Annotated in this window: 22 protein-coding genes and 2 tRNA genes; 13 read left to right on the top strand and 11 right to left on the bottom strand. The window is 40.6% G+C overall.

Features of this window, described 5'->3' with window-relative positions:
- Positions 1-180: 180 nt before the first annotated feature.
- The 4 genes from Q8865_07260 to Q8865_07245 form a co-directional block, all read right to left on the bottom strand.
- A complete protein-coding gene (locus Q8865_07260) occupies positions 181-414 on the bottom strand; it encodes a hypothetical protein (protein ID MDP4153215.1) in 234 nt (77 codons plus the stop codon).
- A 209-nt stretch (positions 415-623) separates the two neighbouring features.
- Positions 624-1,616 carry a sugar-transfer associated ATP-grasp domain-containing protein gene (locus Q8865_07255; protein ID MDP4153214.1) on the bottom strand — a complete coding sequence of 331 codons (993 nt, stop codon included), beginning with the start codon at positions 1,614-1,616 and terminating at the stop codon, positions 624-626.
- Between the two features lie 14 nt (positions 1,617-1,630).
- Positions 1,631-2,119 (bottom strand): hypothetical protein, encoded by a 489-nt coding sequence (locus Q8865_07250; protein MDP4153213.1) that lies wholly within the window; start codon positions 2,117-2,119, stop codon positions 1,631-1,633.
- A gap of 11 nt (positions 2,120-2,130) precedes the next feature.
- Positions 2,131-2,613 (bottom strand): YfcE family phosphodiesterase, encoded by a 483-nt coding sequence (locus Q8865_07245; protein ID MDP4153212.1) that lies wholly within the window; start codon positions 2,611-2,613, stop codon positions 2,131-2,133.
- Between the two features lie 110 nt (positions 2,614-2,723).
- On the opposite strand from Q8865_07245, the gene Q8865_07240 reads away from it, so the two are divergent.
- From Q8865_07240 to Q8865_07220, 5 genes are all read left to right on the top strand, one after another.
- On the top strand, positions 2,724-2,999 hold the full coding sequence (locus tag Q8865_07240) for a hypothetical protein (GenBank protein MDP4153211.1): 276 nt from the start codon (positions 2,724-2,726) through the stop codon (positions 2,997-2,999).
- A gap of 2 nt (positions 3,000-3,001) precedes the next feature.
- A complete protein-coding gene (locus Q8865_07235; protein ID MDP4153210.1) occupies positions 3,002-3,355 on the top strand; it encodes a hypothetical protein in 354 nt (117 codons plus the stop codon).
- A gap of 11 nt (positions 3,356-3,366) precedes the next feature.
- Positions 3,367-3,732 carry a hypothetical protein gene (locus tag Q8865_07230; protein MDP4153209.1) on the top strand — a complete coding sequence of 122 codons (366 nt, stop codon included), beginning with the start codon at positions 3,367-3,369 and terminating at the stop codon, positions 3,730-3,732.
- 197 nt (positions 3,733-3,929) lie between these two features.
- Entirely contained in the window at positions 3,930-4,367 is a 438-nt protein-coding gene (locus Q8865_07225) for a YaiI/YqxD family protein (protein ID MDP4153208.1), read from the top strand.
- A 114-nt stretch (positions 4,368-4,481) separates the two neighbouring features.
- Positions 4,482-5,621: a sodium ion-translocating decarboxylase subunit beta gene (locus Q8865_07220; GenBank protein MDP4153207.1), complete on the top strand. Its 1,140-nt coding sequence runs from the start codon at positions 4,482-4,484 to the stop codon at positions 5,619-5,621.
- Between the two features lie 319 nt (positions 5,622-5,940).
- On the opposite strand, the gene lexA is transcribed toward Q8865_07220, so the two are convergent.
- A complete protein-coding gene (gene lexA / locus Q8865_07215; GenBank protein ID MDP4153206.1) occupies positions 5,941-6,543 on the bottom strand; it encodes a transcriptional repressor LexA in 603 nt (200 codons plus the stop codon).
- 174 nt (positions 6,544-6,717) lie between these two features.
- Between lexA and Q8865_07210 the strand changes: the two genes are divergently transcribed.
- The 8 genes from Q8865_07210 to Q8865_07175 all read left to right on the top strand — a co-directional run bounded on the left by Q8865_07210 (position 6,718) and on the right by Q8865_07175 (position 13,126).
- A complete protein-coding gene (locus Q8865_07210) occupies positions 6,718-7,698 on the top strand; it encodes a LacI family DNA-binding transcriptional regulator (protein ID MDP4153205.1) in 981 nt (326 codons plus the stop codon).
- A gap of 158 nt (positions 7,699-7,856) precedes the next feature.
- On the top strand, positions 7,857-8,837 hold the full coding sequence (locus tag Q8865_07205; GenBank protein MDP4153204.1) for a LacI family DNA-binding transcriptional regulator: 981 nt from the start codon (positions 7,857-7,859) through the stop codon (positions 8,835-8,837).
- Between the two features lie 29 nt (positions 8,838-8,866).
- Complete coding sequence (locus Q8865_07200) at positions 8,867-9,946, top strand: Gfo/Idh/MocA family oxidoreductase (protein MDP4153203.1); 1,080 nt, start codon at positions 8,867-8,869, stop codon at positions 9,944-9,946.
- 13 nt (positions 9,947-9,959) lie between these two features.
- A complete protein-coding gene (locus Q8865_07195; protein MDP4153202.1) occupies positions 9,960-10,682 on the top strand; it encodes a sugar phosphate isomerase/epimerase in 723 nt (240 codons plus the stop codon).
- Between the two features lie 15 nt (positions 10,683-10,697).
- The gene (locus Q8865_07190; protein ID MDP4153201.1) at positions 10,698-11,657 is read left to right on the top strand and encodes a sugar phosphate isomerase/epimerase; all 960 of its coding nucleotides are present in this window, start codon (positions 10,698-10,700) and stop codon (positions 11,655-11,657) included.
- A gap of 24 nt (positions 11,658-11,681) precedes the next feature.
- Entirely contained in the window at positions 11,682-12,710 is a 1,029-nt protein-coding gene (locus Q8865_07185) for a Gfo/Idh/MocA family oxidoreductase (GenBank protein ID MDP4153200.1), read from the top strand.
- A gap of 259 nt (positions 12,711-12,969) precedes the next feature.
- Positions 12,970-13,046 (top strand) — tRNA-Met (locus tag Q8865_07180).
- 5 nt (positions 13,047-13,051) lie between these two features.
- Positions 13,052-13,126 (top strand) — tRNA-Glu (locus Q8865_07175).
- Positions 13,127-13,227: 101 nt separating this feature from the next.
- Here the strand turns inward: Q8865_07175 and Q8865_07170 are convergent.
- The 6 genes from Q8865_07170 to Q8865_07145 form a co-directional block, all read right to left on the bottom strand.
- Complete coding sequence (locus tag Q8865_07170; protein MDP4153199.1) at positions 13,228-13,470, bottom strand: hypothetical protein; 243 nt, start codon at positions 13,468-13,470, stop codon at positions 13,228-13,230.
- Between the two features lie 166 nt (positions 13,471-13,636).
- Positions 13,637-14,800, bottom strand: a complete 1,164-nt coding sequence (locus tag Q8865_07165) for an isocitrate/isopropylmalate family dehydrogenase (GenBank protein MDP4153198.1) — start codon at positions 14,798-14,800, stop codon at positions 13,637-13,639.
- A gap of 11 nt (positions 14,801-14,811) precedes the next feature.
- The gene (locus Q8865_07160; GenBank protein MDP4153197.1) at positions 14,812-16,740 is read right to left on the bottom strand and encodes an aconitate hydratase; all 1,929 of its coding nucleotides are present in this window, start codon (positions 16,738-16,740) and stop codon (positions 14,812-14,814) included.
- Positions 16,741-17,146: 406 nt separating this feature from the next.
- Positions 17,147-18,154 carry a tRNA (adenosine(37)-N6)-threonylcarbamoyltransferase complex transferase subunit TsaD gene (tsaD, locus tag Q8865_07155; protein MDP4153196.1) on the bottom strand — a complete coding sequence of 336 codons (1,008 nt, stop codon included), beginning with the start codon at positions 18,152-18,154 and terminating at the stop codon, positions 17,147-17,149.
- A 10-nt stretch (positions 18,155-18,164) separates the two neighbouring features.
- Entirely contained in the window at positions 18,165-18,611 is a 447-nt protein-coding gene (gene rimI / locus Q8865_07150) for a ribosomal protein S18-alanine N-acetyltransferase (GenBank protein MDP4153195.1), read from the bottom strand.
- A 7-nt stretch (positions 18,612-18,618) separates the two neighbouring features.
- Positions 18,619-19,402, bottom strand: a 784-nt coding sequence (locus Q8865_07145) for a DNA polymerase (GenBank protein MDP4153194.1), incomplete at its 5' end; no start/stop codon positions are given.

Below are 19,402 nucleotides of genomic sequence, written 5' to 3'. Positions count from 1 at the left end.
TTTTCACAAACTGTTCCACCTTTCGCGCTTAACTTGGTGTCCAGTTTATTATACCATGACCAATAGTCCCTTTTTTTCTTTGTCCAATAACTCTGGTACAGTTCATTTGATGTAAGCCACTTTTTATATTATTAAATTCACATTAAATGAAAGAATGTGAATCATAGCCTCCATTGTGTATTAGTGTCCTATACCTTGAGCAAATTGTTTCATAACTGCTTGAACTTCCTCAACCTTTTCAGGTTTCAATAATGAAATCATTTTAGGAATAAATTTTAAAACATCTTCCTGTGTGAAGTTACCTTTTTGCTGTTTCTTAAAATTATCCATAAGCAATTCCTTTGCCTCTTCAACTTTATCTTCTTGTACTCTTTCTAAAATAAATTCATAAAATTTTTCTTGTCCTTGGTTCATCATTTAACCTCCATTGATTTTATAAAACTAATATACCACAAAACTATATTGCCATAAACATCATATAAATATCTATTTATTTCATTTATACTTACTTCGTAATAATTTATAATATACAAAAACCAGTTCTCTTCCTTTGAAATTTTAGATTTGCGCAGAGCCTAAAATAAAAAACAGGAGCTTGCCCTTATAACGGACAGCTCCTGTTTTTATTTATCCAAAGTTCCTTCAAAAAAGTACTTTCTGCCCTTTTTATCAATCATCTGAAAAATCTGATAACCGGGATTGTAATTGCCCTCTATCAATACGCATTTGTCAGGAGTAAACGCAACATCCCATCCTACATAACGCACACGCGGGCATTTCAAAGCCGCCTCTTTAACCATAGCTATTGCCTCATCCCACATGGGAATTTTTGAACCGCGAAATTTTTTCTTGCTGACAGGATGGTATTCTGCATAACTGCCATCCTGCTTAATGGCATCGGAAATTATCTCGCCGCTTTCCGGATCTACAGTTACCGCAAATCCGCCGCTTCCAACGTTATCTACATAACCACCATTGCCACACCTGAAAACAGCATAAACTACTTTAGGTCCCTCATCAGTAAGAAGCGTAGCAATTCTGACAGTATTAAGGCAGTCATAAAACTCGTTTAATTCAGGATGCTGCTGCAGCACTTCTTCTAAAAGATCATAGCCTGATTCTTTCAATTTATCATATGCATCTTTTAAATTTTTAAATCCATCGATGGTGAAACGTTCAACACCGTGTCCGCCAAATTCATAATCTTTTTTAGCAAAGAATACAGGATGTTTTCCGCAAAACTCTTCAAACATTTCCTGCGAGCAGGTTTTAAGTTGTAAAACATCCCGTCCGAAATAATTCTTAAATTTATCTGCAAAAAGTGATTTTGCTTCAAATACGGGACGTAAAGAAATATCATTTAAAGTCGAAACAATTTTATTGTTATAAGTAAGTGTAATAAATTTTTCTCTTTCTTCAGGGCTCTGACGCCAAAATTCAAAAAGATGATAATCGTTGATTGCCGTGCCATATCTCATCATACAGGTTAAGCTGTCAGCTGTAATAGTGAGAAATGACTTTCCGCTTTTCTTCGCATCATCTTTAATCATTCGAATCAATTCTTTATAATTCGCCGAAAAAACGCGTGACATCAGAACTTGCATTTTAGAAGCCATTTTTTATTCTCCAGTTAATCTTTTATAATATTTTTATCAAGTGATTGTTTCAGCAGTTTCATAAGCTGGTTATCAGGCTGAAATATAAATGTATGAGTTTTCTCTTTTTTATCTCTGTAGACACACTTATATCTGCTATTAAAGTCCAGTTCAGCTACGTATGAACGTCCATTTCCTATGCTGTGAAGCAAACTATCTCTTGTTTTTTTTATTGAGCACACTCTACTGAGATCTATGTCTGCAAGCAGCTTTTCCTTTTTTCTTTTTATGACTTTAATAAAAAGAGAGTTGCCAACCAGCCTGTATATATATGAATGCTGGGATGATAAAGCCGCCTTAATTATATATATAAAATTCAATAGAATAATAGCAGCTTCGGTTTCGCTGTAATAAAGCCATCCTTTTAAAAAAGACAACACAGCAAGAGCCATAAGCGAAACAAAAATAGAAAAGCCAATCAAAATCAGAAAATTAGGGTGTGCTTTCATTTCCTGCTTATACATATAACACCCCTCTAAACCTTTAAAAGTGTGCACAAAATCCCGGATTCACTGATGTCAACAGAAGCATATGTCCTTCTTAAGACATACGCACCGGATACTGACCCCGGGTTCAGCAGTTGTATGCCATCAGCATAATTATAATAAGCCATATGTGTATGTCCGAAAAGAACAAGATCAACGCGAAGGCTTTTAGCCTTGGCTGCTATTTTGTTACAGGATAGTTTTACACCATATTGATGTCCATGTGCAAGCATTATTTTTTTGCCGCACAAATCAAAAACTATCTCCTGTGGATCGGTTGAATTATAATCATTGTTTCCGCTGACAATTCTCGCCGGCAATGTTGGAAACATTGATGAAACAAACTGAGCATCTCTGGTGCAGTCCCCAAGGTGTATAAACATAGCCGCTTCTCTTTCACGTTCCAGCACTCTGCACATCTCATCAGTTCTGCCGTGCGAATCAGAAAAAACTATTACTTTGATGTATTCCACCACCTAAAGATTCTATTTTTATCATAATAATATAAGTGGTACGAAAAGTCAAAACCCGCATATAATAAAACAGTTAAAAATACAAAAAACAACCGGAAAGGACTGTTTTTATGGGATTAAACGAGAAATTGGATAAAATCAAAGAAATGGATAAAACCACACTTGGAAATGCCGTCAATCAAGCGCAGAAAATTCTCGGTGCAACCGTAAGCGAACGAGCTAAGGAACGTCTGAAAGACCCTGCTGAATTACAGCGAATAATCAATAGCCTGACAAAAGAAGACATAGCCGCCATTGAAAATGCACTTAAAAATCCGGGATCATTAGGTTCTATTGCAAAAGACAAAAAAGCCGCAGACCGGATCCACGAAGTTGTGGAGGATTAAATATGGACGATATTGCGGAGAAAGTCAGTGCGCTTCTTAACGATCCGGAAAGCTTTGAAAAAATCAAGAATATAGCCGGACTCTTATCTGCGCAGAATGACAGTCCTCCGCCAGAGCCGGAAAAAGACACGCAACCGTCTGGCGAAGGCGGACTTTCCGGACTGCTCAATTCAGAGAATCTTCTAAAGCTGCTTCCTTTACTTAACGAGTGGAACGCCGAGAGCAAAGACCCGCAGGTTGCGCTTCTCCTTGCTCTTAAACCATATATGTCAGCGGATCGAAGCAAAAGAATTGATGACGCCATCACAGTGCTTAAATTAAGTAAGATTGCTTCAAAGGCAATGGAAATTCTATAGGAGGCGTAAAAATGTATGAGCGTAATTTCTCTATGCCGTTAGGCGGAGACTTATACCGTCTTCAGCGTGAGGCACAGCGGCGTGCCGGAGAGCATGATGAACCGCCAAATGAATTATACCATATAGAGCCCCCACCAAGGGAACCACGGTATCCACCTCCGCCACCGCCTCCGCCGCCCCCATCCCCATGCGATCCCTGTCCTCCGCCGCCTCCGCCTCACGTAAAAAAAGAATTAGATATGCTCGGTAAGCTTTTTAAAAACATTCAGTTAGAAGATTTGATTCTGATAGGACTTATAATATTCTTGATGCGTGAAAATTCTGATAAGGAACTAATAATAATACTTGCGGTACTTCTATTTATGGGAATAAAATAGATATGATCCATTAAAGGACAGCATTAAAATCTATTATAGTTTAATGCGTTGGAGGATAGGACGGGAACTGCCGAATTTTTAAGGCGGATGGTCACCGTCTGATACTTTTTTCTCGAATTTCGGACAAGTCTCAATATATTAAAATAAACTCGTGATATAATTGCGTTAATAATGAATTAATAAATTAAGGAATAAATATGAGAATACTAATCGATGCCGACGGTTGTCCTGTTGTAAATCAAACCATTGAAACTGCAAAACAATTTGAAATAGAAGTATACATTCTGTGTGACACTTCTCATACTTTTCAAAGGCCTGGGGTTAATACTATAGTTGTATCGAAAGGAGCTGATAGCGTTGATTTTGCTCTTGTAAATATGGTATTACCCGGCGACATTGCAGTGACTCAGGACTACGGGCTTGCAGCGATGTGTCTCGCCCGCGAGGCTATACCCATCAATCAGGATGGCATGGTTTACGATGAGAATAACATCGATTCATTGCTTTTATCCCGGCATACAGCAAAGAAAATAAGAAATTCGGGCGGAAGGCTTAAAGGTCCAAAAAAAAGAACATCTGCTCAGGATCAAGTCTTTACAGCATCACTCGAAAAACTTATTTTGAATAATTTATAATTGTATTTTTCTTTTTTGCAAAATCAAACTCACTGGTAATTATTAACTTGACAAGTTTTTTTCTCTACCTTAATATATGAATAATAATATAGTAAAAAAAAGGAGCTGTCATATTTGGACGTATTAATAAGTGGCATCACTTCGATAACCTGGCAGCAGGTTGCGATGATTGTCATAGGAAGTCTTTTAATTTATCTTGCTATTGAAAAAGACATGGAGCCGGGTCTGCTCCTACCCATGGGTTTTGGCGCCATACTTGTCAACCTTCCTCTATCGGGGGTTTTAGATCAAGCTTTGGAAGGGGTCGGCACTTCGCATGGAATAATTCAGTGGCTGTTCAGTAGGGGGATTGAGGCATCCGAAGCTCTTCCGTTATTACTTTTTATCGGTATCGGTGCCATGATAGATTTCGGGCCTGTTCTTTCAAACCCACGTATGCTGTTATGTGGAGCCGCTGCTCAGTTCGGAATATTTTTAACTTTTTCAGTTGCGACCCTTTTAGGTTTTGACCTTAAAGATGCTGCTTCAATCGGAATCATCGGTGCCGCCGACGGCCCGACTTCTATTCTTGTATCGAATGTATTTCACAGTAATTATGTATCTGCTATCGCAGTTGCCGCTTACTCTTACATGGCTTTAGTCCCGATTATCCAGCCAATCGCCATAAAGTCTGTTACTACAAAAAAAGAGCGTATGATCCGTATGCCCTATAATCCCAAAGGTGTCTCAAGAACAACGCGCATTCTATTCCCCATTGTTGTCACCATCGTTGCCGGGCTTGTTGCTCCTGCTTCGGTTGCGCTTGTCGGTTTTCTTATGTTCGGCAATCTTATACGTGAATGTGGAAAACTAGATTCTCTCTCAAAGACAGCTCAGCAGGGGCTTGCAAATTTAATTACCCTGTTCCTTGGAATAACTATAGCGTTCAAAATGCAGGCTTCAGAGTTTTTAACGGTGCACACACTTATAATTATGCTTCTCGGTTTATTCGCATTTGTATTTGATACGATGAGCGGCGTGCTCTTCGTTAAATTTTTAAATCTATTCCTAAAGGAAAAGATGAATCCAATGGTTGGCGGCGCAGGCATTTCCGCTTTCCCGATGTCAGCCCGCGTCGTTCAAAAGCTGGGGCTTGCCGAAGATAACCAAAACCATCTGTTAATGCATGCAGTTGGTGCCAATGTAGCCGGACAAATAGCTTCCGTGGTTGCGGGCGGTCTAGTACTTGCACTTGTACCACAGCTTCTTAAATAAGGAGAGATAAATATGTTTTTAAGTTTGAGCCAAAATATGCAAAACTTCTATAACTCCCTTCACGTCATGGGCTTTGGCATGTTGGGAATTTTTCTGGTAATCTTAGTGATATATGGTTCTATTTATTTACTCGGCAAACTGCCAGAAAAAAAAGATAAATAAAAATTAAATTAGTGATATAAACTACACCTCACTTGTCAGACAGTACATGCTCAAAACAAGTGAGGTGTAGTTCTTTTTCAAAAGAGAATGCTACTTAAAGCCCAAAAAATCAAAAAAGCTTGCCATCTGCTTTATGCAAACAACAAGCCCTAATTATTTAATAATTTATCTGCCTTATAACCATAACAACCCGTCCGAGGATTGAAACATCATCACAAATTATTGGTTTATATTCCTCATTTTCCGGCTGAAGCCTGAAGTGTCCGTTTTCTTTGTAAAATCGTTTTACTGTTGCCTCATCACCAATCAGGGCAACAACAATATCATGATTGTTGCAAACCGGCGTTTTTTCAACTACAACATAATCGCCATCTAAAATTGCGGCGTTTTTCATGCTGTCGCCCTTTACCGTAAGTGCAAATAAATCCCTTCCGCGGACAAACGTTCTGTCAATCGGAATCTTATCAATAACCTCTTCAATTGCAAGTATTGGTAAACCTGCGGTAACCCGCCCTAAAACCGGAATATAAGACATGCTGCTTTTATTCATATCAGGAAGCATTATCGCCCGCTTCTTGCCTTTTTGTATGATGATTAAGCCCTTTTTCTCTAGTGATTTCAGATAAGAAAATACCGATGACGGCGAAGATAATGAAACAGCTTTACAGATTTCCCGTATGGAAGGGGGCAGTCCGTCATCTTCAATCTTTTTCTTAATAAACTCAAAAATCTCATTTTCTTTGAGCATTCCCTTAGTCAAGTTTTACCATCCTTTCAGGCTACCTTTAAGAGAAGATTTTTTTATTTATTATACCATAAAAATTAAAAATTACAAACAAATGTTTATGAAAAATCCTAAATTTTCTATCATGCTTTACAATATTTTATAAATGTGATATAAATTTTATATTATACAGTACTTGGAGGTGCTGATTTGAATATAAATGACATCGCAAAAGCATCTGGCGTTTCGGTGGCTACTGTTTCCAGAGTGCTTAACGATTCAAGCCGAGTTTCGCAAAAAACCAAGGATAGGATACTTGAAGTTATAAAAGAAACAGGTTACCACCCAAGTATGATCGGAAAGAGTTTACGAGAGAAAAATACGCATCTTATTCTTGTTTTAATTACATCAGTAGTTAATACATATTATGCTAAAGTTATTAAGGGCATAGAAAGCGTTGCGTTATCGCGAGGTTACTATGTCGTTATTGCTAATTCTTACGATAAAAAAGAATATGAGGAAGCTTATCTGCCTCTTCTTACAAAGAGGATGGTGGATGGTATTATCCTTGCAAGCAGTTGGGTTGCACCGGAAAATTTAGCTGGTATTTCCTCGGCTTATCCGATTGTCCAATGCGGGGAAAACTTCATTGAGAATGTCCCTTTTGTGTCTATAGATAATGTAGGCGCCGCTTATGATATAGTAAAATTAATGATAAAAAAAGGCAAACGACGCATAGCAACCCTTTCAGTCGATAACTCTAAACCTTCCACAACAGACCGTATGGAGGGTTATAAAAGGGCTCTTGAGGAAAGCGGCTTGCAATTTGACGAAAATCTCATTATGTATGGAAATTACGGTTTTCGCAACGCTCTTATGACGACTGAAAAATTTTTGACTAAGAACCCTGATATTGACGGGATTTTCGCTATTAGTGACCGTATGGCTGCAGGAGCAATTCGGGCTGCGAAAAAATTCGGAAAACGAGTTCCTGATGATATCGCAGTAAGCGGCTTTGACGATGTTGATATAGCCTATACAGTTGAACCCGGGATTACAACAGTTTCACAAAACCAGGAGGAGATGGGCAAAGCCGCGGCAACAATGTTAATTGAAAGAATTAACGGGAAATCAAAGGATAATACACAAAGAATAATCCCTTATGAGATCAAAATCAGAGATTCAATATGAGGTTTCAATCAACATGCGATAGGTAATAAGTAAAATTGTACTAAATTTTTGTATAAATTATTCATTTTTAATTTTCTAAATAGGGTTTACATCTATTTCTTATTGTGATATAAGTATAGTGTAAACGATTACAAAATCGTTTTACAGGAGGAGTCGCCGTGAATATCATTGATGTCGCTAAAACTGCTGGAGTATCAGTTGCAACGGTGTCACGTGTTATTAACAATTCCAATCGTGTTTCTCAAAAAACACGAGAGCTCGTATTAGAGGCAATTAAGGAAACCGGTTACCGATCCGGTGAAATTAGCGAGCCCTCTTCAGACCGCAATCCCAGACTGATTTTAGTTTTAATAACATCGGTCAACAATACGCACTATTCAAAAATCATTAAAGGTATCGAAAATATAGCAATTAAACGCGGCTATTTTGTGGTTGTCGCAAACTGCTATGATAATGTAGGTTATGAAGAGGCTTATCTGCCGCTTCTTACCAAAAAAATGGTTGATGGAATAATATTGGCTGGTGCCTCTTTTGTAACGTCCGACATCGTTTCTATATCAAAGAAATTTCCTTTGATTCAGTGCGGTGAATATTTGACTGATAATGTCCCCTTTGTCGGCATCGATAATGAAAAAGCGGCTTATGAAATTGTAAATATGATGATACAGTCAGGCAAACGGCATATCGCCTTATTGTCTGTCGGCAATTTAAAGCCGTCAACCGTCAGCAGGCTCAAAGGCTACTTACGAGCGCTTCGTGAAAATAATCTGCCTTTCGACCGCGAGCTTGTTTTTTACAGTACATATGGTTTTAGAAGTGCGCTAGCAGTTACGGAACCGTTTTTAATACAAAATCCTCATGTTGATGGAATATTTGCAATTTGCGACAGGATGGCAGCCGGTGCGATCAGAGCCGTAAAAAATATTGGTAAAAGCGTGCCTGATGATATTGCTGTCGGCGGCGTTGATAATGTTGAGGTTGCTTATACAGTCGAGCCCGGTCTTACTACTGTATCGCAGAATCAGGAACAGATGGGTCGTATAGCAGCTGAAATGTTAATCGATTTAATAAACAAAAAACCTCTTGAGAGTAATCACGTAATAATTCCTTATGAATTAGTGAAGAGAGAGTCTATATAAAAAAACCAATTTGCAAAGGAGAAAATCAAATGGAAAAACTCAGAGTAGGTATTATTGGGTGCGGTGGCATTGCCAACGGCAAGCATTTACCTGCGATCTCTAAAATTAAAGAAGCTGAAATGGTTGCTTTCTGCGATATTATCGTAGAAAAAGCAGAGAAAGCCGCATCAGAATACGGCATCGAAAACGCAAACGTCTATACCGATTACAAAGAAATGCTTGCAAAAGAAAAATTGGATGTCGTTCATGTTCTTACTCCAAACATCTCACACGCCCCCATTACCATTGACGCTTTAGAGGCTGGCTGCGACGTTATGTGTGAAAAGCCTATGGCTAAAACAGCTGCCGATGCACGCAAAATGGTCGAAGCGGCAAAGAGAACAGGCAAAAAACTTACAATTGGGTATCAGAATCGTTTCAGAGCGGATAGCAGATACTTAAAACGTTCCTGTGAGCGCGGAGATCTTGGCGAAATCTACATGGCAAAAGCGCATGCTGTAAGACGCCGTGCCGTTCCTACATGGGGTGTATTTCTTGATGAAGAGGCTCAGGGTGGCGGCCCTCTGATCGATATCGGCACACACGCTCTTGACCTTACACTGTGGATGATGAATAACTATAAGCCGAAAATGGTAGTCGGAACAGTTTATAAAAAACTCGGCGATCAGACAGAGACCGGCAATGCATGGGGAGATTGGGATCCCGAAAAATATACTGTTGAGGATTCAGCTTTCGGTTATGTAGTTATGGAAAATGGCGCTACAATCTTCCTCGAGTCCAGCTGGGCGCTCAACACGCTTGACGTAATGGAAGCAAAGACTTCTCTGTGTGGAACTAAAGCAGGCGCTGATATGAGAGACGGTCTTCGTATCAATACAGTTGAATTTGGCAAACAGGTTGTTATTAAGCCTGACCTCAAGAGCGGCGGCGTTGCTTTCTATGAGGGCAAATCTGAAGACGCTAAGGATGTCGAGTGCAGAACTTGGTATGACTGTGTTTTACATAATAAAGAAATCGTTGTTAAACCGGAACAAGCATTAGTTGTTACCGAAATACTGGAAGCTATCTACAACTCGGCGAAGACAGGAAAGCCTGTATATTTTGATTAATTGAGGATAAATAATGTTATTAGATAAAGTAAGTGTGCAGATGTACAGCGTTCGAAAAGTCGAGGATGACTTTGATGGGCGCTTGAAAAGGCTTGCCGAAATGGGCTTTGCAGGGGTTGAACTTGCCGGCAATGCTCTTACTCCAGCAGAAATGAATGCCGCACAGCTAAAATACGGTATCAAGGTGGTAAGCTCACACATCAATCACACAAAGCTTCTTGCTGAAATTGACCAGCATATTGAGTACAATCTTGCCATCGGCAACCACCGTCTTGCATGTTCAAAAGCTGAAATGTGCGACAGGGATTCTGCTCTGCGCGTTGCTGAAGATTTAAACCGTTTCGGAGAAAAATGCAAGAAGAACGGCATGATTTTTTCATATCATAACCACGCTCATGAATTTGTTAAAGACGGAGATCAATATCTGCTTGACATTTTATATGCAAACACAGACCCTGGGCTTGTAAAGGTTCAGTTTGACGTTTACTGGATTACGAGAGGCGGCGCCGACCCTGTTGAAATGATTAATAAATACAGCGGACGCGTGCCCACAATGCACTTAAAAGACGGAACAGCCGAAACACAGGAGATGGCAGTCGGCGAAGGTCCGATCGACTTTCCTGCTATCATAACCGCGGCTAAAGCTGCCGGAACTGTTGAATTCATTGTTGAAACCGAATCAAAAACCGACGAGTACGGGGTTGTTTCCCGCTCATTAAATTATCTAACAAAGTAAGAAAGGTGTGCTAAAATGAAACTAGGCGTTTTAACCGTACCCCTTTATGATATGTCACTAGAGGATACAGTAAAATATTTAAGCAGTCTTGGCGTTGAAGCTCTTGAACTCGGAACAGGCGGGTCCCCAGGGAAAAAGCATTTAAATCCCGACGAGATGACAGATGAAAGAATAGCTGAAGTCAAAAAACTCGTTAAAGATTATAATATGGAAATAGCAGCACTTTCCTGCCACGGAAACTGCGTTCATCCTGATCCGGAAGTTTCCGGAAAAGATCAGGCTGATTTTGAAAAAACAGTTCTTCTCGCCGAAAAAATGGGCATCGATACAATCGTTACCTTCGGCGGATGCCCCGGTGACGGCAAGGGTGGCATGGTTCCTAACTGGGTTACCTGCACTTGGCCAAAATACTACAGCGAGATGCTTAAATGGCAGTGGGAAGAAGTCTTAATTCCTTACTGGAAAAAAGCATGCGAATTTGCAAACGCTCATGGTGTAACTAAAATAGCGCTTGAAATGCACCCAGGGTTTGCGATTTACAATCCAATAACTCTCCTAAAACTGCGTGAAGCTGTTGGGGATACCATCGGCGCAAACTTTGACCCCAGCCATCTTTTCTGGCAGGGAATCAATCCCGCAGATGCAATTCGCGAAATGAAAGGCGCTATCTATCACTTCCATGCAAAGGATACGAAAATCGATGCCAGAAATACAGCCATCAGCGGCGTTCTTGAAACACGCGGATATGCTTCTGTTGCTGAACGTGCATGGTCCTTCCGCACGGTTGGTTATGGTCATGATGCGCTTACATGGAAAGAGATCATCAGCGCCCTTGCAGTTATCGGCTATCAGGGAGCTGTTTCAATAGAACATGAAGATGCCCTTATGACTCCGAAAGAGGGCCTTGAAAAGGCAATCGAATTCCTTAAGCCATTAATTATAAAAGATAAGTCCAGTAAGATTTGGTGGGCGTAAACTTAAGCAAATGAGGTTATAAAAATGAGTAAATTTAAAGTCGGTGTCGTAGGATGCGGCCGAATATCTTCGAGACATCTTATGTCTGTCGCTGAAAATGAAAACTGCGAACTTGTTGCCGTATGCGATAATAAGCCTGAACGCGCTAAAGAAGCTGGTGAAAAATACGGCTGCAAGTATTATACTGATTATAATGATCTCGTAAATAACAAAGACATAGATGTAATTCATATTTGCACTCCGCATTATATGCACCCGATTATTGCCATCGCCGCTATGAACGCCGGGAAACATGTTCTAACAGAAAAACCGATGTCCATAGAACTAAAAGACGCTGAGGCTATGTGTGCTGCCGCACGTAAAAATGGTGTTACACTTGGCGTAATATTTCAAAACCGTTATAACGCAGGTTCAAAACTAATAAAGAAGTATCTTGATAACGGTGAACTTGGCAAAATCTATGCCGGAAAACTTGAAGTAACATGGAAACGAACAGATGAATATTACAGCAAAAGCGATTGGAAAGGCACCTGGGACAAAGAAGGCGGCGGCGTAATTATTGACCAGGCAATTCATACTCTTGATTTGATGAACTGGTTCGTAAACGATGAAATAGAGTATGTTGATGCTAATATTGCAAACCGTGCTCATAAAATTATCAAAGTTGAAGACAGTGCAAATGGAGTGATTAAGTACAAAAATGGCGTTCTGGTCGCTTTTAATGCTATTAACTACTACTCCTATGACGCTCCTGTAAAAATCGAACTCCACTGTGAAAACGGCATCGCATCAATGACTCGTGACAAGGCTCAAATTGTATTTAATGATGCCCGCACTATTACAGCTGAAACCCCCAAAGAAGATACTGCCGATTTTGGCAATGGTGTTATGAAATATTGGGGCAGCAGTCATAAAAAACAAATAACAAATTTTTATGATGCACTGAAAAAAGGAATTCAGCCGGACATCAATGGCGAAAATGCTCTTATCACACAGAAGTTTATCTGTGCAATATATGAAAGTGGAAAATCAGAGAAGAGAGTAATTTTTTAATAAAAAGCTCAGCAAATGCTGAGCTTTTTATTACAGTGCGCATTTGTATTTTTTTAGGTTTTTGGGGTGGATAGTTAGTTATCCACTCCAATCGAAAAGCAATTAAAAATTATCCTTTCAGAATCATTTCTGTTCTTGTTATTAACTGTTTTTCAATGCTCATATCCTGAAGAATATTTTTTTAACATTTAATATATTATACTTGACAACGAAGCGATATTATTGTAAAATAGCTTTTGCCTCTCGTGACAAGAGAAATGGCGGTATAGCTCAGCTGGCTAGAGCATTCGGTTCATACCCGAAGTGTCGTTGGTTCAAATCCGACTACCGCTACCATATATGACCCGTTGGTCAAGCGGTTAAGACACGGCCCTTTCACGGCTGTAACAGGGGTTCAATTCCCCTACGGGTCACCAAAAAACTCACACTTATGTGTGAGTTTTTTATTTATAACATATAATTATAGTAATGAGTAAATGTAACTGCCCCTTGCAGATTGAATTTTTGCATCAATGAATTAGTCTTTCCAGTCGTCGTAATATCCTTTTTCGCCAAACTTAAGTGGATTTTCTGACAGCTGTATACCATATAATTTTTGATTCCAATGACGATGAATTACCTCGGTTCCGAATTCATCGTCAATTGAAATTGGCTGCTGTGTGAATGTTGCTTCGTCATCCGCTCTTTGTTTTGCTTGATTTATTGAGCCTTCAACATTAAAATCGCCAAATCCGGTGTGATAATTAACTATATATTTCATACCTTTCATCCCTTCATAATAATTTTCTCTTTACTATTGTTCCAATAACACAACTTTATTAAATATATTTTTAAAAATTTTATACTTAAACTTAAAAGGACATCTATCGATTCCATTCGATAGATGTCCTTTATCTATTCTTTAGTTTAATGAAATATAGTTTTAATTAAAGCTTCTTTATTGTATCCATCACATAGCCCGCAAAATCCTTCGTTGTCGCCCCGGTGTCGCGTCCTGTGATTGTTACCCTCTTCTCAGTATACATGCAGATGTCAAGCGCTTTTTCGAGCTTGTCTGCCCTATCCTGATAACCTATGTGCGAAAGAAGCATTACAGTGGCACGCAGCATTGAACATGGATCGGCATATTTATCACGGCCTTCAGTGACCATTCTGGGAGCTGAACCGTGAATAGCCTCAAACATAGCATATCTTTTTCCAATATTGGCACTACCGGCTGTGCCGACGCCGCCCTGGAACTCAGCCGCCTCGTCAGTAATAATATCTCCGTAAAGGTTTGGAAGAACAACAACTTTGAAATCCTTGCGTCTCTTTTCATCAACCAGCTTAGCGGTCATTATATCGATGTACCAATCATCTGTTGTGATCTCTGGATATTCCTTCGCGATATTCTGGCACAGATTTAAAAACTTGCCGTCAGTCGTCTTTATAACATTTGCCTTAGTAACTATGGTCACACGGCCTTTTTTATTGTTACGGGCATATTCATAGGCAAGACGGGCAATACGTTCAGTACCATCGGTTGTGGTAACGACAAAATCGACTGCAAGATCATCGTTCACATTAACGCCCATGCTGCCGACTGCATACGCGCCTTCAGTATTCTCTCTGAAAAACGTCCAGTCGATTCCAAGCTCCGGCACCTTAACGGGGCGGACATTGGCAAAAAGGTCAAGGGCTTTTCGCATAGCGACGTTGGCGCTCTCTATGTTGGGAAGCCCGTCTCCGGCACGTGGGGTAGTTGTCGGCCCCTTTAATATTACATGGCATGCCTTAAGATCTGCCATAACGTCGTCTGGGATAGGTTTACCCGCTGCAATACGATTTTCGATCGTAAGACCTTTTATTTCTTTGAATTCAACTCTGCCCTTTTTAACTTCGTCTTCAAGCAGATATTTTAAAACACTGTATGACGCATCGGTGATAACAGGACCTATGCCATCACCGCCGCAGACGCCTATAACGATCTTATCAAGTTTCTTATAATCCACAAAATCCTTAGCGGATTTCATTTTTTCGACACGTTCAAGCTGCTGTCTTAATAATGTCTCAAATTTTTCGCCTGCTTTTTTTATTTCTGCTTCGTTCATTTTTTCCTCTCCTATTTTACTGAATTCTTGGTAAAGTTAAGCAATCCGCCGGCTTTCATAATTTCTTTATCTCTATCGGAAAGACCATGAACAGCTTTTATCTTTTTATCTTTATTTTTTATCGTTATAACAACATCAGTATCACTATCAAGTGCATCCAATATGTTATTAATCTCGAGGTTATCGCCCTGTTCCAGTATCTCAAAATCAGCCGGATCAGCAAAGGTTAAGGGCAGGATTCCTGCATTTATGAGATTGGCACGATGTATACGGGCAAATGATTTTGCAAGCACTGCACGAACGCCAAGGAAAAGCGGAACAAGTGCCGCATGTTCGCGTGACGAACCCTGACCATAGTTTGAGCCGCCTATAATAACACCGCTTCCCATTTCTTTTATACGCTGTGGAAATTCCTTATCGCATACAGCAAAGCAGAAGTTGGACATATAGGGGATGTTGCTTCTATAAGGCAGAATTTTTGACCCGGCAGGCATTATGTGGTCAGTGGTGATGTTGTCGCCTACCTTCAAGGCTACGGGCGCTTCAATAGCGTTTTCAAGCGGATTTGCAATTGGGAAAGGCTTAATATTCGGTCCGTGAATAATTTCGACATCGTTGTCAGCACCGGCTGGAGATACAATAAGATTATCATTTATCTTGAATGCTTCAGGCATAGAGACACTTATATCTGCAGAGCAGGTCATGGGACTCGTCAGCACACCGGCTAAAGCCGACACTGCGGCAGTCTCAGGACTTACAAGATAGATCTTGGCGTCAGCAGTACCGCTTCTGCCTTCAAAATTTCGGTTGAAAGTTCTTAGTGAAACACCACTGCTGTTAGGCGACTGACCCATGCCTATGCAGGGACCGCAGGTGGATTCCAAAAGGCGGGCGCCGGCATCCAAAATATCAGTAAGAGCTCCATTTTCCGCCAGCATGCTCAGCACCTGTTTTGATCCAGGCGAAATAGTCAGCGAAACACCTGGTGCAACCGTTTTTCCCTTTAATATTTTAGCAACCTTCATCATATCTGTAAAAGATGAGTTGGTGCATGAACCAATGCATACCTGATCTATTTTGATTGATCCGATTTCATCGACACTCTTTACATTATCCGGGCTGTGCGGCATCGCAGCCGCAGGAACGACCTTAGAAAGATCGATATCTATAACCTCGTCATACACTGCGTCGGGATCGCTTGCGAGAGGTGTATAATCCTTCTCTCTGCCTTCCGCCGTAAGGAAAGCATGGGTCACTTCATCTGACGGGAAGATCGAAGTCGTCGCACCCAGTTCTGCGCCCATATTTGTTATCGTCGCGCGTTCAGGCACAGTCAATGTCTTTATGCCTTCCCCGCCGTATTCGACGATTTTGCCGACTCCGCCCTTTACACTCATAATGCGAAGCACTTCTAATATTACGTCCTTCGCCGAAACGAAATCACGTAGCTTACCGGTTAGATTTATTTTCACCATTTTTGGCATCGTTATATAATAAGCTCCCCCGCCCATTGCAACAGCAACGTCAAGCCCGCCGGCACCCATTGCAAGCATTCCTATGCCGCCGCCTGTGGGCGTGTGTGAATCGCTTCCTATAAGGGTTTTGCCGGGTATACCGAAACGTTCAAGATGCACCTGGTGGCATATGCCGTTACCCGGTTTTGAAAAATAGACGCCAAACTTTGATGCGGCTGATGCAATAAACCTATGGTCGTCGGCATTTTCAAAGCCTGACTGAAGTGTGTTATGGTCTATGTATGCAACCGACTTTTCGGTCTTTACCCTTTTAAGCCCCATAGCTTCGAGTTCAAGATAAACCATTGTACCCGTCGCGTCCTGAGTTAAAGTCTGATCGATTCTAAGCCCTACTGAAGTACCCTGCTCCATATTTCCTGAAAGCAGATGGTTCTTAATTATCTTCTGTGCAATAGTAAGTCCCATAATAAAGCTCCTATCCCGCTCTATATTCGAAATAAGCACGAAAGCTTATCTTCTATAACGCGTCCGCCGCTTTTACGGCAAGCAGCATGCCGAAATAGTGGAAGAACATGGGCTAAAAACAACAAATATGAATACTTTATTTTATCATGTAAAAAACATATTTATCAACTGTCAATACGTACAAAATAACTGTACTTAACAGAGTGTCCATTAACATAATTTTGCCGATAAAAAACCAATTTTAAAAAGATATACACACAATCCACAGAGTTATCCACAGGCAAAACGCAGATTTCACAATATTTAGAGGGAAAATCGACAATTTTGGCCTGTCCATGTTATGCACAGAGCGTTTGTTCACAAATATGAGTCATACGTTTACATAACAACATTTTTTCAAGAATTTCTAAATTGCAAGCTCTTTTGACGCTTTGGCATTTAAAGCCATACCTGCGGTATTTCCCGATAAATATTCATAATAGCCCTGTGAGCCGATCATAGCTGCATTATCTCCGCAAAGAGGTAAAGGAGGCATGTAAAGTGTCATTTTCCGCCTATCGCATTCGCTTTTAAGTTCGTCTCTAAGCATGGTATTCGCAGAAACTCCGCCAGCTAAGACGATGGCCTTATAACCTGTCTTTTCAGCCGCTAGAATAAGCCTTTCAACAAGTGAGTCAGCAACAGCGCGGTTAAAAGATGCCGAAAAAGACTCTTTATCGATAACTTCGCTCTTTTGATCTGCGTTGTGCAAAAGATTTATTGCCGCGGTTTTTAAACCCGAAAAGCTAAAATTCAATGGTTCTCCATCAACGCTTGGGCTAGGAAAATGATATTTTTTATCATCGCCTTTTTCCGCAAGCTTGCCAATTTGCACCCCACCAGGATATTGCAGTCCCATTACCCTTGCGACCTTATCAAAACATTCGCCCGCGGCATCATCGCGTGTCTGCCCCAGAACATTATAATCGGTATAATCCCGCACCTCTATAATATTTGTATGACCCCCGGATACAACAAGTGCAAGAAAGGGCGGTTTGAGCTCTGGAAAAGCAATATAATTTGCCGCAACATGACCCCGTATATGATGCACTGGAATAAGCGGTTTTTGATACGACAAAGCAAGTCCTTTTGCAAAATTGACGCCAACAAGCAAAGCCCCGATAAGCCCCGGCCAAGCAGTAACAGCAACAGCGTCTATGTCTTCCATCGTCACTCCCGCCTGCGAAAGAGCTTCTCTTGCGACCCCGGATATTGCCGCAATATGTTCCCTTGAAGCAATTTCCGGAACCACTCCGCCGTATATCTTGTGTTTTTCGATCTGTGATGCAACTATATTTGAAAGCACCTTTCGCCCGTCAATGACAACAGCGGCGCTGGTTTCATCACATGAAGATTCTATCGCAAAAATTGTCATTTAAAACTCCTTATAATATTTTAGTCATAAGTACAGCGTCCTCCCGGGGATTTTCATAATAATTTTGCCTGAGCCCCGTTTCCTTAAAACCAAATTTTTCATACAGTTTTTTAGCGTTTTCATTCGAAGAACGCACTTCCAGATACATCTCTTCTATTTCCGAGTCCCTTGCATGTGAAATAAGTGCGTTTAAAAGCTTTGTTGCTATCCCTCTTCCCCTATATTCTGGCAAAACAGCAACACTCATTATCTCACCAGATCCCAAAACGTTGATCATTCCGGCATAACCGATAGGGTTTCCTTCCTCTTCAGCAACAACATAAACCGCCATCGGGTTAGAAAGCTCATTTTCAATAAGCTGGTGCGACCAAGGCGTGCTGAAGCAGACCTTTTCGATCTCAGCAAGTGCATCAATGTGTCTTGTGCACATAGGCACAAGGTCTACATCATTATTCATATATTCCTCACTTTGCCTCAAACCAGTTAGAGCCTTCTTTTACGTCAGCTTCCAGCAAAACTGCAAGATCTGCGGCATGTTCCATCTCTTCTTTAAGCAGTTTTTTCACCTGGTCTTTTTCATTTTTAGGCGTTTCTATTATTAATTCGTCGTGAACCTGTAAAATAAGTTTTGCTTTTAAGCCCTCGCTTAAAAGTCTATTATGAACCCTGATCATTGCTATTTTTATTATATCGGCGGCAGTCCCCTGAATAGGCGCATTCATTGCTGCGCGCTCTCCGAAGCTTCTTATGTTGTAATTAGATGACCTAAGTTCAGGAAGCCAGCGTCTTCTTCCAAACAGTGTAGTCACATACCCATTTTGCTTTGCATCCTCAATGGTTTTATCAAGGTATGATTTTATATTGTGATATTTATTAAAATAATTGTCGATATACATTTTAGCTTCTCTAACAGAAACCTTTATGTCATTTGACAGTGAAAAAGCTGATATGCCGTATACAATACCGAAATTGACGGCTTTCGCCCTTCTGCGAAGCTCGGGCGTTATCATATCCTCTGTTACTCCGAACACCTGGGTTGCAGTAAATGTATGAATATCCTCATGATTGTTGAAAGCCGAAATCATTGTCCCATCCCCGGCAATATGCGCGAGAACGCGGAGTTCGATCTGCGAATAATCAGCGTCCACCAATACATAATCGCTGCTCTCCGGAATAAACATACGGCGCATCTCACGCCCCATTTCACCTCGAGCAGGAATGTTCTGCAAATTCGGCTCAGTCGAGCTT

It is taken from the genome of Bacillota bacterium, assembly GCA_030705925.1.
GTDB lineage: Bacteria > Bacillota > Clostridia > Oscillospirales > Feifaniaceae > JAUZPM01.
The sequence above is the reverse complement of the archived record's forward strand: the minus strand, read 5'-3'. Positions and strand labels throughout refer to the sequence as shown.

Coding starts and splice junctions, on each gene's coding strand:
- Q8865_07255 (MDP4153214.1), bottom strand. CDS start 1,616: ATGGCTTCTAAAATGCAAGTTCTGATGTCACGCGTTTTTTCGGCGAAT.
- Q8865_07250 (MDP4153213.1), bottom strand. CDS start 2,119: ATGTATAAGCAGGAAATGAAAGCACACCCTAATTTTCTGATTTTGATT.
- Q8865_07240 (MDP4153211.1), top strand. CDS start 2,724: ATGGGATTAAACGAGAAATTGGATAAAATCAAAGAAATGGATAAAACC.
- Q8865_07200 (MDP4153203.1), top strand. CDS start 8,867: ATGGAAAAACTCAGAGTAGGTATTATTGGGTGCGGTGGCATTGCCAAC.
- Q8865_07230 (MDP4153209.1), top strand. CDS start 3,367: ATGTATGAGCGTAATTTCTCTATGCCGTTAGGCGGAGACTTATACCGT.
- Q8865_07235 (MDP4153210.1), top strand. CDS start 3,002: ATGGACGATATTGCGGAGAAAGTCAGTGCGCTTCTTAACGATCCGGAA.
- Q8865_07185 (MDP4153200.1), top strand. CDS start 11,682: ATGAGTAAATTTAAAGTCGGTGTCGTAGGATGCGGCCGAATATCTTCG.
- Q8865_07260 (MDP4153215.1), bottom strand. CDS start 414: ATGAACCAAGGACAAGAAAAATTTTATGAATTTATTTTAGAAAGAGTA.
- Q8865_07190 (MDP4153201.1), top strand. CDS start 10,698: ATGAAACTAGGCGTTTTAACCGTACCCCTTTATGATATGTCACTAGAG.
- Q8865_07170 (MDP4153199.1), bottom strand. CDS start 13,470: ATGAAATATATAGTTAATTATCACACCGGATTTGGCGATTTTAATGTT.
- Q8865_07225 (MDP4153208.1), top strand. CDS start 3,930: ATGAGAATACTAATCGATGCCGACGGTTGTCCTGTTGTAAATCAAACC.
- rimI (MDP4153195.1), bottom strand. CDS start 18,611: ATGAATAATGATGTAGACCTTGTGCCTATGTGCACAAGACACATTGAT.
- Q8865_07160 (MDP4153197.1), bottom strand. CDS start 16,740: ATGGGACTTACTATTGCACAGAAGATAATTAAGAACCATCTGCTTTCA.
- Q8865_07165 (MDP4153198.1), bottom strand. CDS start 14,800: ATGAACGAAGCAGAAATAAAAAAAGCAGGCGAAAAATTTGAGACATTA.
- tsaD (MDP4153196.1), bottom strand. CDS start 18,154: ATGACAATTTTTGCGATAGAATCTTCATGTGATGAAACCAGCGCCGCT.
- Q8865_07195 (MDP4153202.1), top strand. CDS start 9,960: ATGTTATTAGATAAAGTAAGTGTGCAGATGTACAGCGTTCGAAAAGTC.